This window comes from Anaeromicropila herbilytica, from assembly GCF_016591975.1.
GTDB lineage: Bacteria > Bacillota > Clostridia > Lachnospirales > Lachnospiraceae > Anaeromicropila > Anaeromicropila herbilytica.
This window is the reverse complement of record NZ_AP024169.1, coordinates 1,364,020-1,378,827: the sequence shown is the minus strand read 5'-3', so window position 1 is coordinate 1,378,827 and position 14,808 is coordinate 1,364,020. Positions and strand designations below refer to the sequence as shown.

Here is a 14,808-nt window from a genome sequence, read left to right as displayed (position 1 = left end):
TAAACGTTTATTGTAACAATAATTGTTATGTTTAAGGACACATCATCTTAATAGTGGTTACTAAGTTACTTAACTAAGCTAAATTTATTTACCTTACCTTCGTTTACTAAATTCAAATAACTTGTACCATTAAAATCAAACTTAATTGCATATGATATTCCATTAATACCGTCTTTTATCCCCTTTATCTCTATTTCACCTTCTGCAGGTATTGTAAATACTCTAGGTTTATTCAATATTAGAAACGGATCACCTATCTCTTTGCCATTAACGCTTATTTGTACGTAATCTCCATCTTCATCAGCATAATCCCATACCCATATTTTCGTTTTTTTCTTATTTGTATTATTTTTTATTTTAACATCTTTTGATAATTCATTTTCATATTTTGCAGATTGCATGGCCGTTCCTGGCTTTAACTCTGTTGATACTCTATATTTTAGTGCATCCATTGCAACTTTTGAATTATCCCATTTTGTACCTTGGTCTAAGTAAATAAAACAAAAAGAGATGCAGATTAATACCAATCCTAATATGAATAGTGGTTTTTCTCTTTCTTTTCTTTCGATTTCTTCTATATATTCATTTTCAACTATATCATCTACACTACTACTAAAATATGTGCTTGAAATCTCATTCGATTTAGCATTTGAATTCGCATTCGAATCTAACAAATTATATGAATGGTCATAATAATTGTTAGACTTATTCGTATTCCTACTTTCTTGTTCTTTATTCATTTACTTACCCCTCTTTAGATATGTCTTATAGGCTTAAATTTAAAATAAATACACATTGATACTCTACAAACTACTAATTGTACAATCATTATTATAAAAAACATCTTATTTCGTGATACATTAATAATTTGATATCCATAACTTAATATCATATATCCTAATGCAATAATCACATAATCCAATAATATAGTTAACGTTATTGGATATAACCAAGGAAATGCTCGATACATCTTTCGTAATATCGGAATTGCAAATGTTATCCCAAATATGAAACAATAAGAACCAAGACTATAAAAGATATCAAAATCAAAGCTTGTAAATGAAGTTTGATTATCTCTCATATAAAAAATTGCATATATCATATATTTTACATCGTCAAATATGCCGTAAAATCCACGCCACAATAAATAAATAAAAAAAATTGCCGCTATTATATTACAACATCTATCCCAAAAAATATTTCTCATAATATACCCCTTCGTTGATTAAATATTTTATCTTTATAACAAATAATACGATCTTAAATTCTCATAATATCCGTATCCAGTATAGTCATCAACTCCTGCTTTGTTAAATCCATATCTGAACTTAAACGCAAAGCTTGATTATTCACAGCTCGTTCATATACATTACGTACATAGCGTCCATTTCCGAATTGTGGTTCCGATTTTATTTGGTTAAAGATATCCATAAGTTTTACTTTTGCTTTTTCATCTAATTCATAACCCTTGTTATTAAATAGTAAGTCTGAGATCTCCATTAATTGCTCTGTTGAGTAATCTTTAAATTCTATAATATTAGGGAATCTTGATTTAAGGCCTGCATTCATAGAAAGGAAATGATCCATATCCCCACTATATCCAGCTAATATTACAATAATTCTATCTCGGTAATCATCCATAAGTTTTACCAATGTATCAATTGCTTCTTTTCCAAAATCATTCTCTCCGCCTTGTGATAAAGAGTAAGCTTCATCAATAAACAGTACCCCATCTAGTGCTTCCATAATCTTTTCTCTCGTTTTAATAGCTGTTTGTCCAACATAACCTGCTACAAGTCCAGAGCGGTCAGTTTCTACTAACTTATTTGTTTTAATAACACCTATATTATATAACACATCAGCAATTGTTCTTGCTATCATCGTTTTACCGGTTCCTGGATTCCCCTTGAAAATCATATGAAGTGTCTGCGTTGCGTCAACGACAAGACCTAGCTTTTTACGTTCGTTTTGCATTCTAAGCCTAGCATTTAAACTCTTAATATATTCTTTCACTTCTTCTTGACCTACTATTTTAGATAATTCGCGATCTAAGTCATAGCTTGATTTGGATTTAACCTCTATTACTATATCCTCAGTAAGGATAATATTCATTTCATCATTTGGTATATCATTAATGGCAATTCTAGACGATTGTTTCCTCATTACTTCTTCTAGATAATTTCTAACCATACGTCCGTTTCCAGAATTGGCATCTGATTGTTTATGTAACTGATAAATTTGTTCTTTGATAAGTTCATCTACATTATTTGCTAGAATAAAACCTTTTTCTTTAATCATTTTTAAAGTTATTTCATATAAATCTTCTGGTTGATAGTCAGGGAATTCAATATGAAGTGGAAACCTTGATTGAAGTCCAGAATTCGTATTCAAGAAATTGCTCATCTCTTTTTTGTATCCTGCAAGAATAACAACAATCTCCCCGCGGAAGTCTTCTATTAATTTAACTAATGTATCAATTGCTTCTTTTCCATATCCAGTATCATCCGCTAAGGCATATGCTTCATCAATAAATAATATACCACCAAGTGCTGATTTAAAGATTTCTTCTGTTTTCTTAGAAGTTTGTCCTACATATTCCGCAACTAGTCCACTTCGATCTGTTTCAACTAAATGTCCTGATTTTAATAGTCCCATTTCTTTAAACATGCTGGCTACAAGTCTAGCAATTGTCGTCTTACCAGTGCCTGGATTACCACTAAATATCATATTTAATGACTGCGTAGTATCTACAACCATTCCTGCTTTTCTGCGTTTTTCCATTGCAATTAACAATCTATATTGAGTACGAACAAATTCCTTTACCGTATCAAGTCCAATAATCTTTGATAGACTAGCTTCTATATCAAATTTACTTACTTCTTCAAATTCAAAGTCCTCATATTTTAGTAAATCCAACGCTTCAGTATTATTATTTAATATACGTTTCGATTGTTTCAATATTGCACTTTCAATTACATTACGAACAAGACGACCATTTCCACTGTCATTCTTACCTTTAATTTGCTTCTTCTCAAATAATTTAATGAGAGATTCCTTACAATCTTCTGCAATTATATATTCCTTTGATTTAGCTGTAATAAGTGATATTTGATACATTTCTTCTACAGTAAAATCTTCAAAATTTATTATATTAGGAAATCGTGATTTTAAACCAGAATTCGTTTTTAAGAATCCATCCATTTCTTCTTTATATCCAGCTAATATAACAACTAAATCATCTTTATTGTCCTCAATACCTTTTACTAATGCATCAATAGCCTCAAGTCCAAAAGAATCCTCCTTATCTCTACAGAGTGCATATGCTTCATCAATAAATAAAACTCCACCAATTGCAGATCTTACGACTTCATTGGTAATCTTTGCTGTATGACCCACGTATTGCCCCACCATATCAGCCCTTGTTACTTCTCTTAATTGACCTTGAGATAGTATACCTAGTGCTTTTAAATATTTTGCAACAATACGAGCTATGGTTGTTTTACCAGTTCCAGGGTTACCGGTAAATATCATGTTCATTGAAATATTAGCTGCCTTTAATCCTTTACTTTCACGTAATTTTTGAATTTGTAGATTCTCTTGCAGGCTAAGTATGTAATTTTTTACAGATTCAATCCCTACAATTTGATTTAATTCATTCTTGATTTCTTCAAGTCCATAGGAATCAATTTTTGGTAGAACTGTATCTAAAAATATAGAGTCTTCTCCAATTTTAGCAATCAATCTCTCATCTCTAACTGATATAATTACAGATTTTTTATTACTATAATTATTTTTTAATTTTAATTGTGCTAATGGTTTATAGATACTTGATTCTATAAAATCAGACATTCCAGCTATACCTGTAATATTTTTATAACCTGATACCACAATACAAGTTACTTTATCATCATAACTTAAATCCATGGAAAGATTTTTATTACATCTACTTATTATTTCATCAATGATGCAATCCACCATTTCCCCTAACTCTTCTTCTGTATATGGATCTGTATGAATGATATCACCAACACATTTCATAAAGTTTAATCCAAATGTGCTTTGTATTTCTTTCTCAGATTTTTCAGATACAATGATAAAATATTTACCATTTGTGCTTATGTTACTGATTGTATTCTCCATGAGCGCGCCAGTCGTCTCAACAAGTGCACCATTTTCTACTATATATCTAGTTCCTAATGTGTATTCTCCTGTGGTAACCAAAGTTTGAATTACTTCAATAGCACTTGAATGACCTTTATGAAAGTTATTAAATATCAGAATATTAGAATCATCATATAAATTTTTATAAATATCAGATATAAATAATTGAAACTCTGAAGTAGTTGGATATAATGATAAGTCGATTTGTACTACCTTTTTACTACTAATTAATTTCCTTTCTTTTAGGAACCGGGCCATATATTTTATACTTGTATGCTTTCCTGAGCTTTTATTTCCAAGTACAATAATAACATTCTTAGGTTTTACATTATCATACCCAGTTATAAATGGACGCTTAAAGGCTAAACAAAGATTGTCCAAATACTTAATCTGTCCAACAAAATTATTGGCTAAATCTTTTCTAATGCTTGTAAATTTTATCGAAATCTCATCATTATTTACTTTTAAATTATCTTTATGTTGGTATTTAGCCGTATTGTCGTTTGTTGTATTATTCGTATTATTTATATTATTGATATTATTACTTATTGTATTACTTCTCCCTCTATCAGTGTTTAAATTAGTCGTACCATTATTAACTGTCTGTGCCAATCTTTGTAGTGCTGCATGATTCTGATTATATACACTTTTCTTATTTTTAATAAAACCATACTCCATTATTGCATCCACTGCCTGATATTCAGGGAAAAGAAATCTTATTACATCTGTAAAGTTCACTTGTTCTACCTCCTCTAATTACTATTTCTTTATTCATAAGTCCAATATTCAAAAGAACTTGCCTATTGGCAAGTTCTAACGATTATATCATTCTCAATTAATGAGTGTGTGTGTTTTATTTAATGAAAAGTTAGATTATTAGATTTTAATATATACTAAGTACATATATTTAATTCTATTTTTTCATCTTCAAAGTATGTAGTTCATTATCATCTTCATCCATATCATCTATTACACTTTCGTATTCATCTACTTCATCTATTTCGCTTTCGTATTCATCCCCTTCGTCTATTTCGTTTTCATATTCATCCACTTCATCTATTTCGTTTTCGTATTCATCCACTTCATATATCTCATTATCATATTCATCTATTCTTTCTATTTCACTTTCATATTCATCCATTTCATCTATCTTGTTTATATCTTTATCTCTTACTTCTCGCTTTTTTTCCAAATTATCATTTTTTGATAATGATAATATATCATCTAATTCAAAAATATTTCCATCTACTTCGAAATAAAATATACCATTTGTAGCATATATCCAAAAAACGGGCATCATTTCAAAAGTATATTTCTTACTACATTTTTCTAATGCTTTATATATATAAGTATAAATATATTTTCTTATATTCTCTAGATTTTTCCCTTTATCTTTACTATTGAATTTAGAAATTAAGCTTGTTGTAACTTCATAGGTATAACCTCCATCCATATTCAAGATATCTTTACTTCTAACTATCATATTATCAAGGATTTTAGTTACAACTTCATCGATATCATCTGAATAATTACTGCGTTCTTCATAATTATTTCTATCCTCTTTGGTCATGGACAATAAATCATCCAATTTATAAACGTTTTCTGCTGCCATTAAATAAAATCTTCCATTTGTACATAGCAAACGTATATATTCCTTTTTAGCCACATTATATAACTGTATATATTTCTCTATTGCAGTATATATATATGAATCAACAAAGTGTTCCAAATCATCAAATCCATCTTTTCTTTTGTACTTGCTAACTAATCCTAATGTAAATTCATAACTTCCACTAACATCTACGTTGTAATTTTTCTTACATCGTTTTATCATCTTTTTGATAACTTCTTCGACGTATTCTTCTACATCATCACCATTATTTAGATTTAAAAAAGACTTCATTACTCTTTTCAAACTCATTTTTGAACCTCCACATGTAAAATTTTGAGTGCTTACTATTTATAATCAAACAAAATATACAATAATCAACAATTAAATATATTATAAGGTAAATTCTAATTAATTTCAGCTTAATTATTGAATTTTCCCCCTTATTATCCATTATATACCACTTTTAATCAATAATCAATTTCAGTTTATTTTTTATAAAAAATTATTATTAAAATGTATGATTAATTTATTAAAATAATAGAAAAGCACCACCTTTGTAAACCAATTGTTTCAAAAGTGGCGCTTATCTATTATTTGCTATATATAAAAACTGATTTCATTATTCCTTAAGCAATTTTACATTAAATTAGTTTATCACACATTTCAAGCGCGGATAAAATTACCTTGTCCATATCATAGTACTTATATTCACCTAATCTTCCACCGAAGATTACATGTTCCTCTTTATCTGCGAGCTCTTTATACTTCAAGTATAGTTCACCATTCTTACTGTCATTCACAGGATAATAAGGTTCATCTCCTAACTTCCACTCTGTACTGTATTCCCTACTAATTACCGTCTTCTCTTGTGTTCCGAATTCAAAATGTTTATGCTCGATTATCCTTGTATATGGAGTCTCGTAATCCGTATAATTCACAACAGCATTGCCTTGATAATTCTCTTTCTCCATAATCTCCGTTTCAAATCGAACACTGCGATATTCTAGAGTTCCAAGCGAATAACCATAATAAGCATCGATTGGTCCTGTATATATCACTTTCTTTGCTTTACTATCTAATTCTTCTTTGTTTGCTAGATAATCAACATTTAACTGTACATCAGCTCCCTGTAGCATCTTCTCAATGATAGAATTATATCCTCCCATAGGGATTCCTTGATAGCAATCTTCAAAATAATTGTTATTATAGGTAAATCGTACAGGTAACCGTTTGATTATAAATGATGGAAGTTCAGTGCATTCACGCCCCCATTGCTTCCTTGTATAACCGTTGATTAGTTTTTCATATAGATCTCGACCTACCAAAGAAATTGCTTGTTCTTCAAGATTCTTTGGTTCTCCTTTAATCTCTTTCCTCTGCTCTTCAATCTTAGCCAATGCTTCTTCTGGGTTAACAACTCCCCACATCTTAGAAAATGTATTCATATTAAAAGGGAGATTGTATATCTCTCCCTTATAATTTGCGATAGGGCTATTTACATAATTATTGAACTTAGCAAACTGATTCACATAATTCCATATCATCTCATTACTTGTATGAAAAATATGAGCACCATACTTGTGAACGTTAATCCCTTCCACATTCTCGTTATAGATGTTTCCACCAATATGATCTCTCTTATCGATCACCAACACTTTTTTATTTTTCTTTATTGCCTCATATGCAAATACGGAACCATATAGTCCAGCTCCTACTATTAAATAATCATACATGTTATTTCTCCTATATTTATATATAATTAAACAATGTTTTTGTCTAATCGACGTTATAATTATTATTCCTTAATTATTCTACACTATCAATCTGGATATTGGAATATTTAATTTCTTAAGTATTTATGTATTTTCTCAAAAAATTAATCTTAGTAAAATTCATAATTTAGTGAAGTGATTTCACTTGCTTGAAAAGGTGAAATCACAAACGTTAAGAGTGAAAGCGTTTTTCTTTCAGACTTATACAACGATATACACTAAGTAAAATTAAAATTGACTTTTCATACCCTAACCAATAACTAAACTTACGAGGCATAATAGTAAATTCGATTCATTTCTTATTAGCATCTCTTGTAGTATAATAACTTCCAAAAGATAGAGGGAGGGGTGAATTGATTATATATGAATTATTGGGTTATATTGGATATCGAGCCTACTACTGATGTTACAATAATAAAAAAAGCTTATGCAAAAAAATTACACTTCTATCATCCCGAAAATGATTCCGAAGGATTCCAAATGCTTAGAGAGGCTTATGATTCTGCCCTAAGATATGCAAAATGTAATCAAAGTAAAAGCCAAGAGGATGTTACTTATCTTAATACCATAAATACAATGAGAATGAATATTGAGAATAGCCAATTGGATTACATAAATAGTATAAGAAATAAAAATAATGTGTTTATTGATTTTAATACTCATTCAAAGGAATCTCTTAGTTTAGCAGAACAAAGAGTCATATTTTTTCAAAAGATAGAAAAATTATATGCAGATTTTTTTCAACGATTAGATATGAATCATTGGGAAGAACTCATGAACGATGATATTATATGGAATCTTGATTATAAAAATTGTATTAATAAAGATATGCTTGAATTTATTAGAGATCATCATTTTCTCGAACAAAATACTTGGAAACTATTGAATCATATTTTTCAGTGGGATACGCAAAGAGATTATTTAAGTTCTTACTTTGAAGATGAATTGCTTGATTATTTATTTAAGCAATTCAGTGATAGCAATGTTCCAAGGTATTGCTATTTTAAGCAGAATCTTAATATAGACTATGATTTATATCTTAAGTATAGAGAAGAGGCTTTTATAAAGCTGAGAAGATATGACCTTGATGAAGCATATCAATGTATAGAAAAAGCATATGAAATATATAAAGAAGATCCTGATTTATACATTTTAAAAGGTGAATACTTAATAAAAATGGGAAAGAATCGAAAAGCTGAAAAAGAATTTAAAAAAGCGATAGATCTCGATCCGCAAAATATCATGAACTTTATTTATCAAGCAAATACATGGTTCATATGCTATTACTTCAATCACACAATACGTATATGTAACAAAATAAAGGGTTCTAGCCAATACAATTATGAAATACTAATACTAATTACTAAAAGTTACTTAGCTCAACAAAAATGGATAAAAGCGAGTAAGGTATTACGTAAACTTTATAAAAGGTATCCTGATAAAGCAGAAGTACTCTATTATATTGAAGTACTCTATCAAAAAAATTTAGATTTAAAAATTAATGAAAATCAAATTTTTCTAGAACAAAGAAATATATCTAAAGAATATGGATTAATAGCAAGATTTAAAATGGCTATTTTTAAGATAATAAAAAGCAATTTTATAAAGCGATTGATTCATATAATAATAAAAACGATAGAAATTATTATACTTCTAACAGTCGGAGGATGTATACTGTATTTTATACAATCATTTGATGATTATTAATCACTTTATGGCTCGTAAACTCAAAAAACGCACTCATTATGAGTGCGTTAAGATGTACAAGTTAAATCATTTTATTATTACTAATTTTTTAGTGTAAATAAATCCATATAGTAATCAATATAAGTTCATCAATACAATACGACGTATTTTTACGATTATTTTTTCTTGATCTGTACCTTTTCACCTGTTTTATCAATGACGTCAGATGACCAATCCATTGGTACTACGTCTTGTAAGGCATCTTGGGATAAGATTACCTTATTGTTACTAGCTAGTTCCACCCTTGAAGATTCGTAGTTATTGAAAGTACTTTTATTTGACATATCCAATACCCCCTTGTATTATGATATATATATTTTACCATGTATTCCTTATTTTCTCAATAGGATTATCACTATGTACACAGATTTTACATTTATTAAGTTAAAGGTCATTTTACTTATATATTTTTAGATAATTTAAGCTTAACTTTCAATAATTATCCTTACTGACTTTCCTTTTCATTTATCTTACATACTCATCTATTCTATTCTATTCTATTCTCTTCGATCCTTCTTCACTATCTTCATCTACCATATTCTCTTTTGAAATCTATACTCCTTATTTTACCTTAATTTCTTGGTTATTTTCAATCTATTTTAAACCTTTGGATTTCGATAGTTCTTCCAACACCTTTATTATTTGATCTGTCATTTTATCTTTGGCTGCTTTATTTTTCGTTGATAACGCAAATAGGATTCGCTTCACATCTGCTGGTGAAAACATTCCAATTGAGGCCGCAAGACTATCAATATTATTAATGTTCACCTTCAAGAATCCACCCTCTTCAAGCGGAATTGTTATAACATCTTCTTCTTTGCTCATATCTCCTATACTGATAGAATCTGTTTTGCCATTACACTGATAATTTACTCCTTGATAAGTAACAACTCCAGCTTGATTAGCTAATTCAGCATATGGTGCATCAATATCTGAGTGTTTTTTTAATGGATTCTTATTTGTCTCTTCTGTATGTACGTTCTTTGATGAATCCACTTCTGAAGTATCATTTTTTTTATTTATATTTTCTCTCTTTTGTAATATCTTTAAAAACTGATTTTCTTCTGTGTCTGTATCCATTCCATTTTTAGAATTTCTTTCTTCCTTTTGATAATTAATTTTTTCATAATTACTTTTTGAATTAAGAATAAAATTTGTAATATCCATGATGTTCCTCCACTATGATACGATAATTTAATAAGATTTTTGATAACCTTATCTTACTAGCTAATTATTTTAAGTACATTTGCGTGCAGAATGGACTTAAAAAAGCGCCAAAATCAATGAAATCCTTCCATTGATTTTAACGCTTTCCTTAGCTAATTAATATATCGGCAATTAAATTGAAATATTTACCTTTTTTCAAGAATATTTTATTATTTTTTATAAATCCAAAATATAACTACTGCATCTAATCAATCTAATCGATGCAAACAATTAGTCTTCTCCTGCCTTGAAATTATAAATAGGCTTAATAATACTTACTATTTCAGCTGTATCCCCAATATTCTTCACTATATCTTCCATATCTTTATATGCCATTGGGCACTCATCCAAAGTCTCAGACCCAACTGAGGTTGTATAGATCTCCTTCATCTGTTTCTTAAATTCAGATACGGTGAAAGTTTCTTTGGCTTTTCTCCTAGACATGATTCTTCCCGCTCCATGAGGTGCGGAGCAATTCCAATCATCGTTTCCTTTTCCGATACAGATGAGAGAGCCGTCTCTCATATTAATTGGTATTAATAATTTTTCTCCTTGTTTCGCTGATACTGCTCCTTTGCGCAATATCATGGATTCTGTATCAATATAATTATGGATTGTTGTGAATTCTTCTTCCACTTTTAGCTTCATCCCTCTTAGAATCTCATCCATCATTGCTTTTCGATTCAGCATAGCGAATCTTTGTACAATCTTCATATCATGTAAATAATCTTCAAACAATGAACCTGAGACATACGCAAGTACTTTTGGAACTTCTGTTTTAATCGTTTTTTTTAATTCATTGACCTCTGTTTGAATGTCTTTTTCTCTACCTTCACTTCTTAATCGTTCGATAAGTTCATTAATATCCTCTTTTGAATTACCATTTAATTGCTGATACGCTTGCTCCTGGTAATACCCTGCAACTTCTAACCCTAGATGACGACTTCCTGAATGAATGACAAGATAGATCTGACCTGATTCATCCTTGTCTACTTCAATAAAATGATTTCCACCACCTAGTGTTCCAAGACTTTTCACTGCTCGGTCAAGATTAATCTTACCCTCTACTCTACAACGAAGTTCAGTCAAATCTATCTCTTCATTATATTTATGAGGTGTCTTTCTGATATTATAACCAGAAGGAATTTTCTCGTAGATAAGCTTATCTAATTTTTGAAGTTCTATATGTTTGTCTTTTAAAAGAACTGTCTCCATTCCACAGCCAATGTCAACTCCAACTAGATTAGGAACGACTCTTTTGTCAATTGTCATTGTTGTTCCTATCGTACAACCAGCACCAGCGTGAACATCTGGCATAATGCGTATTTTTGAGTCTTTGGTGAATTCTTGGTCACACAATGTTTTTATTTGCTCTGTTGCAACTTCTTCGATGCTATCGGTATAGATGATTGCGGTATTGTATTTTCCTTCAACTATTTTCATATTCAATAGAATCCTTTCTCTATGGTACATGTATATTATATGATTGTTTTATTATATATAATGACTATCTTCCTACTAATTATTACTCTTTATACTACTATTGATTGTTCTTGATTCATCTCAAATGTCTATTTTCTAAATCTAACTTCCCTAAGAACCAATCCAAGCACAAGAAGTACGACTCCTCCAACTCCAAGATATATTTTATTCTCATAACTTCCTCGCATCATCGTAAATAAATAAAAATGAGGAATCATCTGAGGCTTGCATCCAAAATTAATCATATAGTACACCATTGATATCATATAGCCTACCACAATATTGTCAACTATACCATAGATAAATACTCCTAACCCGCCAAGGAAGATAGCCTCTGCTAAGGTCCCCATAAAAAAGTATCCAACTGGAAAATCACATTCTCCATAATGAAGAAATAGAATAAATCCCATTATAAATATTACTAAGAGAATAATCGCCTCAAAAAGCCTTATTAAATAATGCTGGATCATTGGAGTATATTTTGCTCTCACTACTTCCCTGATATTCGCATCTTGATCCAGGTAAAAGATAGGTACAAGAAAGACAATTCCTAAGAGTGATACATACATTTCTAATACCTGTGCGCTCTGATATTGATTCAGGTTATTAACTCCCATGAGAAATGGCGCTATCAAACATAGAGCTAAGCCTATAATAATATGAGGAAGCAAGTTATGCTTTACGTTTATTCTTCCAATTTGATAATAACGTTCTATCACTAGCAAGCATCCCCTTTCGTTTATATTGATAGACAATAATAGTTGCTATCACAAGTAACAAAGCTAAGATACTATAGCCAATACGATTTACTATAAGTTCTGGATACATCTTTATAAACTCATCATGCTCTCCAACTGTATTAAACCTAGGTACAAGGTTCCTTCCGGCACTACCTACTAACTTATTCATGGAGGAAAATATACTGATGAACCACCAACATCCTTGTACTAAGATACCAATAGCACTATTGGTAAGCTCTGTTAGAAAGAAACCTAAGGCTGTCACTACTAATATGATAGGTAATAGCCAATAACCAATTAATTTGGGATATGCAAAATAATCAGGTGATACCCCTAGACTATTTGCATAATAATTTGTTTGTAAAGCTTCTACGAATCCAAGAAGAATGACTGGTAATACTGCCATTACAACCGTTGCGAGGTATCTTGATAGAATGATAATAGTAGAAGAACTCTGCGTTACAAATATAACATCATGTGCTTTCGCTCTCTTATCTCTAAGTCCTCTTGTCACCGCCAAGAAAATAGGCAATATTGCTAGCATAATTCCTATATAATCGCAAAAGATTCTAGCATATGCATTGGTTACATGATCCTTGTATAGGATATCATTATATTCATCTAAAGCCTCTTTATAAGTTAATGGCTTTTCTGCGTTATGATAGATTCCATCTGGTGCGTAACTAGATCCTCCACCAATAATTTTATCTACCTTTCCCATTCGTTTTATAAATTTGTGATAGTTTATGGTATCTAATATTGGAATATTATAGTTTGATTTTAGTTGAATTCGCTTTTTCACATTATTTTTATTATTATTAGTAACATAGATAATTTCTGAATTATCTTTTACTTGCTTTCGTAACTCCTTGTCTTTCCATCCGGTTATTTCTTCAAGTATATTTGCTATTTTTTCTTGTTTTCTTTTATTTAGTTTAACGTCTTTATAAAATCCAATTGGATAAGCAATATAATCATTACTCAAATAATCTGTTACTAGTAGATTCGTTGTTTGTTGCATAATAAAATCCTTATCTTTACTATAGGTAGTACCATAATTCTTACTACCTTCCACGGGCTTATGAATCATAGTAAAATCAGATAACTGACTATTGAAAAATAGTACAAGTAGAACAATAAATAAATAATAAGTAAAGCTCTTTAAGATCTGCTTACATTCTTTCTGAAAGAGAGTGACAAACATTACAAATCCCTCCTTTTCTTACTCATTAGATACATATAGGAATCTTCCACGTTAGGCTCTTCCTTCATTGCTCCCTCAAACGGTGTGTTCTCAGAAACCAAGCGAACATTCGCATGGTTTCCCATCGATACAATACTGGTTACAATATACTCATTTTTTATTTTTTCTAGTTCCAACCTTGAAACTTTAGCGGAATAAATCTTATCCTCTGCTGCTTCTAAAAGTTCATGCACTGTTCCGTCAAATATCAACTCACCTTCATCTAGCACCGCAATATCCTCGCAGGTTGCTTCAATATCACCTACTATATGAGTAGATAAGATAACAATTCGCTCTTCTGCCATCTCACAAAGTAGATTACGAAATCTGATTCTCTCCTCTGGATCTAATCCAGCAGTTGGCTCATCTACAATTAATACTTTAGGATTATGTAGAATGGCTTGTGCAATCCCCAGACGTCTTCGCATTCCCCCTGACATTGCTTTTACCTTTGTCTTGTAATTTTTATGAAGATTTACTTTTTGTAAGAGTTCTGGAATCCTCTCCTTACGTTCACTTTTACTTAATCCAGACAATACACCAAGATAATCCATTGCTTCATAAACAGACATATTCGGATACATTGAGAAGTCTTGGGGAAGATATCCAATCATTCTACGTATTTCTTTTGATTCTGTAATTGGTACATCATCTATCGTTACTTCTCCATTTTTTACTGTAAGTAATGTACTAAGAACTTTCATTAGTGTTGTCTTACCCGCACCATTTCTACCTAATAAACCGAACATTCCTTTATGAATGGATAAATTAATATCTTTAAGTGCTTGTTTTTTTCCATAGTATTGATTGAGGTTTTTAATTACAATTTCTGTATCCATGCTATTT

General features: G+C 30.3%; 12 protein-coding genes. 1 reads left to right on the top strand and 11 read right to left on the bottom strand.

Features of this window, described 5'->3' with window-relative positions:
* Positions 1 to 65: 65 nt before the first annotated feature.
* From bsdtb5_RS06015 to glf, 5 genes are all read right to left on the bottom strand, one after another.
* Positions 66 to 740, bottom strand: a complete 675-nt coding sequence (locus tag bsdtb5_RS06015) for a hypothetical protein (protein ID WP_271715126.1) — start codon at positions 738 to 740, stop codon at positions 66 to 68.
* Positions 741 to 754: 14 nt separating this feature from the next.
* Positions 755 to 1,207 (bottom strand): hypothetical protein, encoded by a 453-nt coding sequence (locus bsdtb5_RS06010; protein WP_271715125.1) that lies wholly within the window; start codon positions 1,205 to 1,207, stop codon positions 755 to 757.
* 53 nt (positions 1,208 to 1,260) lie between these two features.
* Positions 1,261 to 4,899, bottom strand: coding sequence for an AAA family ATPase (locus tag bsdtb5_RS06005; protein WP_271715124.1), 3,639 nt, complete (start codon positions 4,897 to 4,899; stop codon positions 1,261 to 1,263).
* Between the two features lie 175 nt (positions 4,900 to 5,074).
* On the bottom strand, positions 5,075 to 6,082 hold the full coding sequence (locus bsdtb5_RS06000; protein WP_271715123.1) for a hypothetical protein: 1,008 nt from the start codon (positions 6,080 to 6,082) through the stop codon (positions 5,075 to 5,077).
* A gap of 332 nt (positions 6,083 to 6,414) precedes the next feature.
* Entirely contained in the window at positions 6,415 to 7,506 is a 1,092-nt protein-coding gene (gene glf, locus bsdtb5_RS05995) for a UDP-galactopyranose mutase (RefSeq protein WP_271715122.1), read from the bottom strand.
* A gap of 402 nt (positions 7,507 to 7,908) precedes the next feature.
* Here glf and bsdtb5_RS05990 point away from each other — a divergent pair, with 402 nt between their 5' ends.
* The gene (locus bsdtb5_RS05990) at positions 7,909 to 9,252 is read left to right on the top strand and encodes a hypothetical protein (protein WP_271715121.1); all 1,344 of its coding nucleotides are present in this window, start codon (positions 7,909 to 7,911) and stop codon (positions 9,250 to 9,252) included.
* Between the two features lie 155 nt (positions 9,253 to 9,407).
* On the opposite strand, the gene bsdtb5_RS05985 is transcribed toward bsdtb5_RS05990, so the two are convergent.
* The 6 genes from bsdtb5_RS05985 to bsdtb5_RS05960 form a co-directional block, all read right to left on the bottom strand.
* The gene (locus tag bsdtb5_RS05985) at positions 9,408 to 9,575 is read right to left on the bottom strand and encodes a hypothetical protein (RefSeq protein ID WP_271715120.1); all 168 of its coding nucleotides are present in this window, start codon (positions 9,573 to 9,575) and stop codon (positions 9,408 to 9,410) included.
* 310 nt (positions 9,576 to 9,885) lie between these two features.
* Complete coding sequence (locus bsdtb5_RS05980; RefSeq protein WP_271715119.1) at positions 9,886 to 10,458, bottom strand: hypothetical protein; 573 nt, start codon at positions 10,456 to 10,458, stop codon at positions 9,886 to 9,888.
* Positions 10,459 to 10,728: 270 nt separating this feature from the next.
* Positions 10,729 to 11,940: an RtcB family protein gene (locus bsdtb5_RS05975; protein ID WP_271715118.1), complete on the bottom strand. Its 1,212-nt coding sequence runs from the start codon at positions 11,938 to 11,940 to the stop codon at positions 10,729 to 10,731.
* Between the two features lie 128 nt (positions 11,941 to 12,068).
* On the bottom strand, positions 12,069 to 12,698 hold the full coding sequence (locus bsdtb5_RS05970) for a hypothetical protein (protein ID WP_271715117.1): 630 nt from the start codon (positions 12,696 to 12,698) through the stop codon (positions 12,069 to 12,071).
* Complete coding sequence (locus bsdtb5_RS05965) at positions 12,652 to 13,923, bottom strand: ABC transporter permease (protein WP_271715116.1); 1,272 nt, start codon at positions 13,921 to 13,923, stop codon at positions 12,652 to 12,654. Before bsdtb5_RS05965 ends, bsdtb5_RS05970 begins: the two co-directional genes overlap by 47 nt.
* Positions 13,923 to 14,801, bottom strand: a complete 879-nt coding sequence (locus bsdtb5_RS05960; protein WP_271715115.1) for an ABC transporter ATP-binding protein — start codon at positions 14,799 to 14,801, stop codon at positions 13,923 to 13,925. The genes bsdtb5_RS05965 and bsdtb5_RS05960 overlap by 1 nt, the downstream gene beginning before the upstream one ends.
* Positions 14,802 to 14,808 lie beyond the last annotated feature (7 nt).

Coding starts and splice junctions, on each gene's coding strand:
- bsdtb5_RS06015 (WP_271715126.1), bottom strand. CDS start 740: ATGAATAAAGAACAAGAAAGTAGGAATACGAATAAGTCTAACAATTAT.
- bsdtb5_RS06010 (WP_271715125.1), bottom strand. CDS start 1,207: ATGAGAAATATTTTTTGGGATAGATGTTGTAATATAATAGCGGCAATT.
- bsdtb5_RS06000 (WP_271715123.1), bottom strand. CDS start 6,082: ATGAGTTTGAAAAGAGTAATGAAGTCTTTTTTAAATCTAAATAATGGT.
- glf (WP_271715122.1), bottom strand. CDS start 7,506: ATGTATGATTATTTAATAGTAGGAGCTGGACTATATGGTTCCGTATTT.
- bsdtb5_RS05990 (WP_271715121.1), top strand. CDS start 7,909: ATGAATTATTGGGTTATATTGGATATCGAGCCTACTACTGATGTTACA.
- bsdtb5_RS05985 (WP_271715120.1), bottom strand. CDS start 9,575: ATGTCAAATAAAAGTACTTTCAATAACTACGAATCTTCAAGGGTGGAA.
- bsdtb5_RS05980 (WP_271715119.1), bottom strand. CDS start 10,458: ATGGATATTACAAATTTTATTCTTAATTCAAAAAGTAATTATGAAAAA.
- bsdtb5_RS05975 (WP_271715118.1), bottom strand. CDS start 11,940: ATGAAAATAGTTGAAGGAAAATACAATACCGCAATCATCTATACCGAT.
- bsdtb5_RS05965 (WP_271715116.1), bottom strand. CDS start 13,923: ATGTTTGTCACTCTCTTTCAGAAAGAATGTAAGCAGATCTTAAAGAGC.
- bsdtb5_RS05960 (WP_271715115.1), bottom strand. CDS start 14,801: ATGGATACAGAAATTGTAATTAAAAACCTCAATCAATACTATGGAAAA.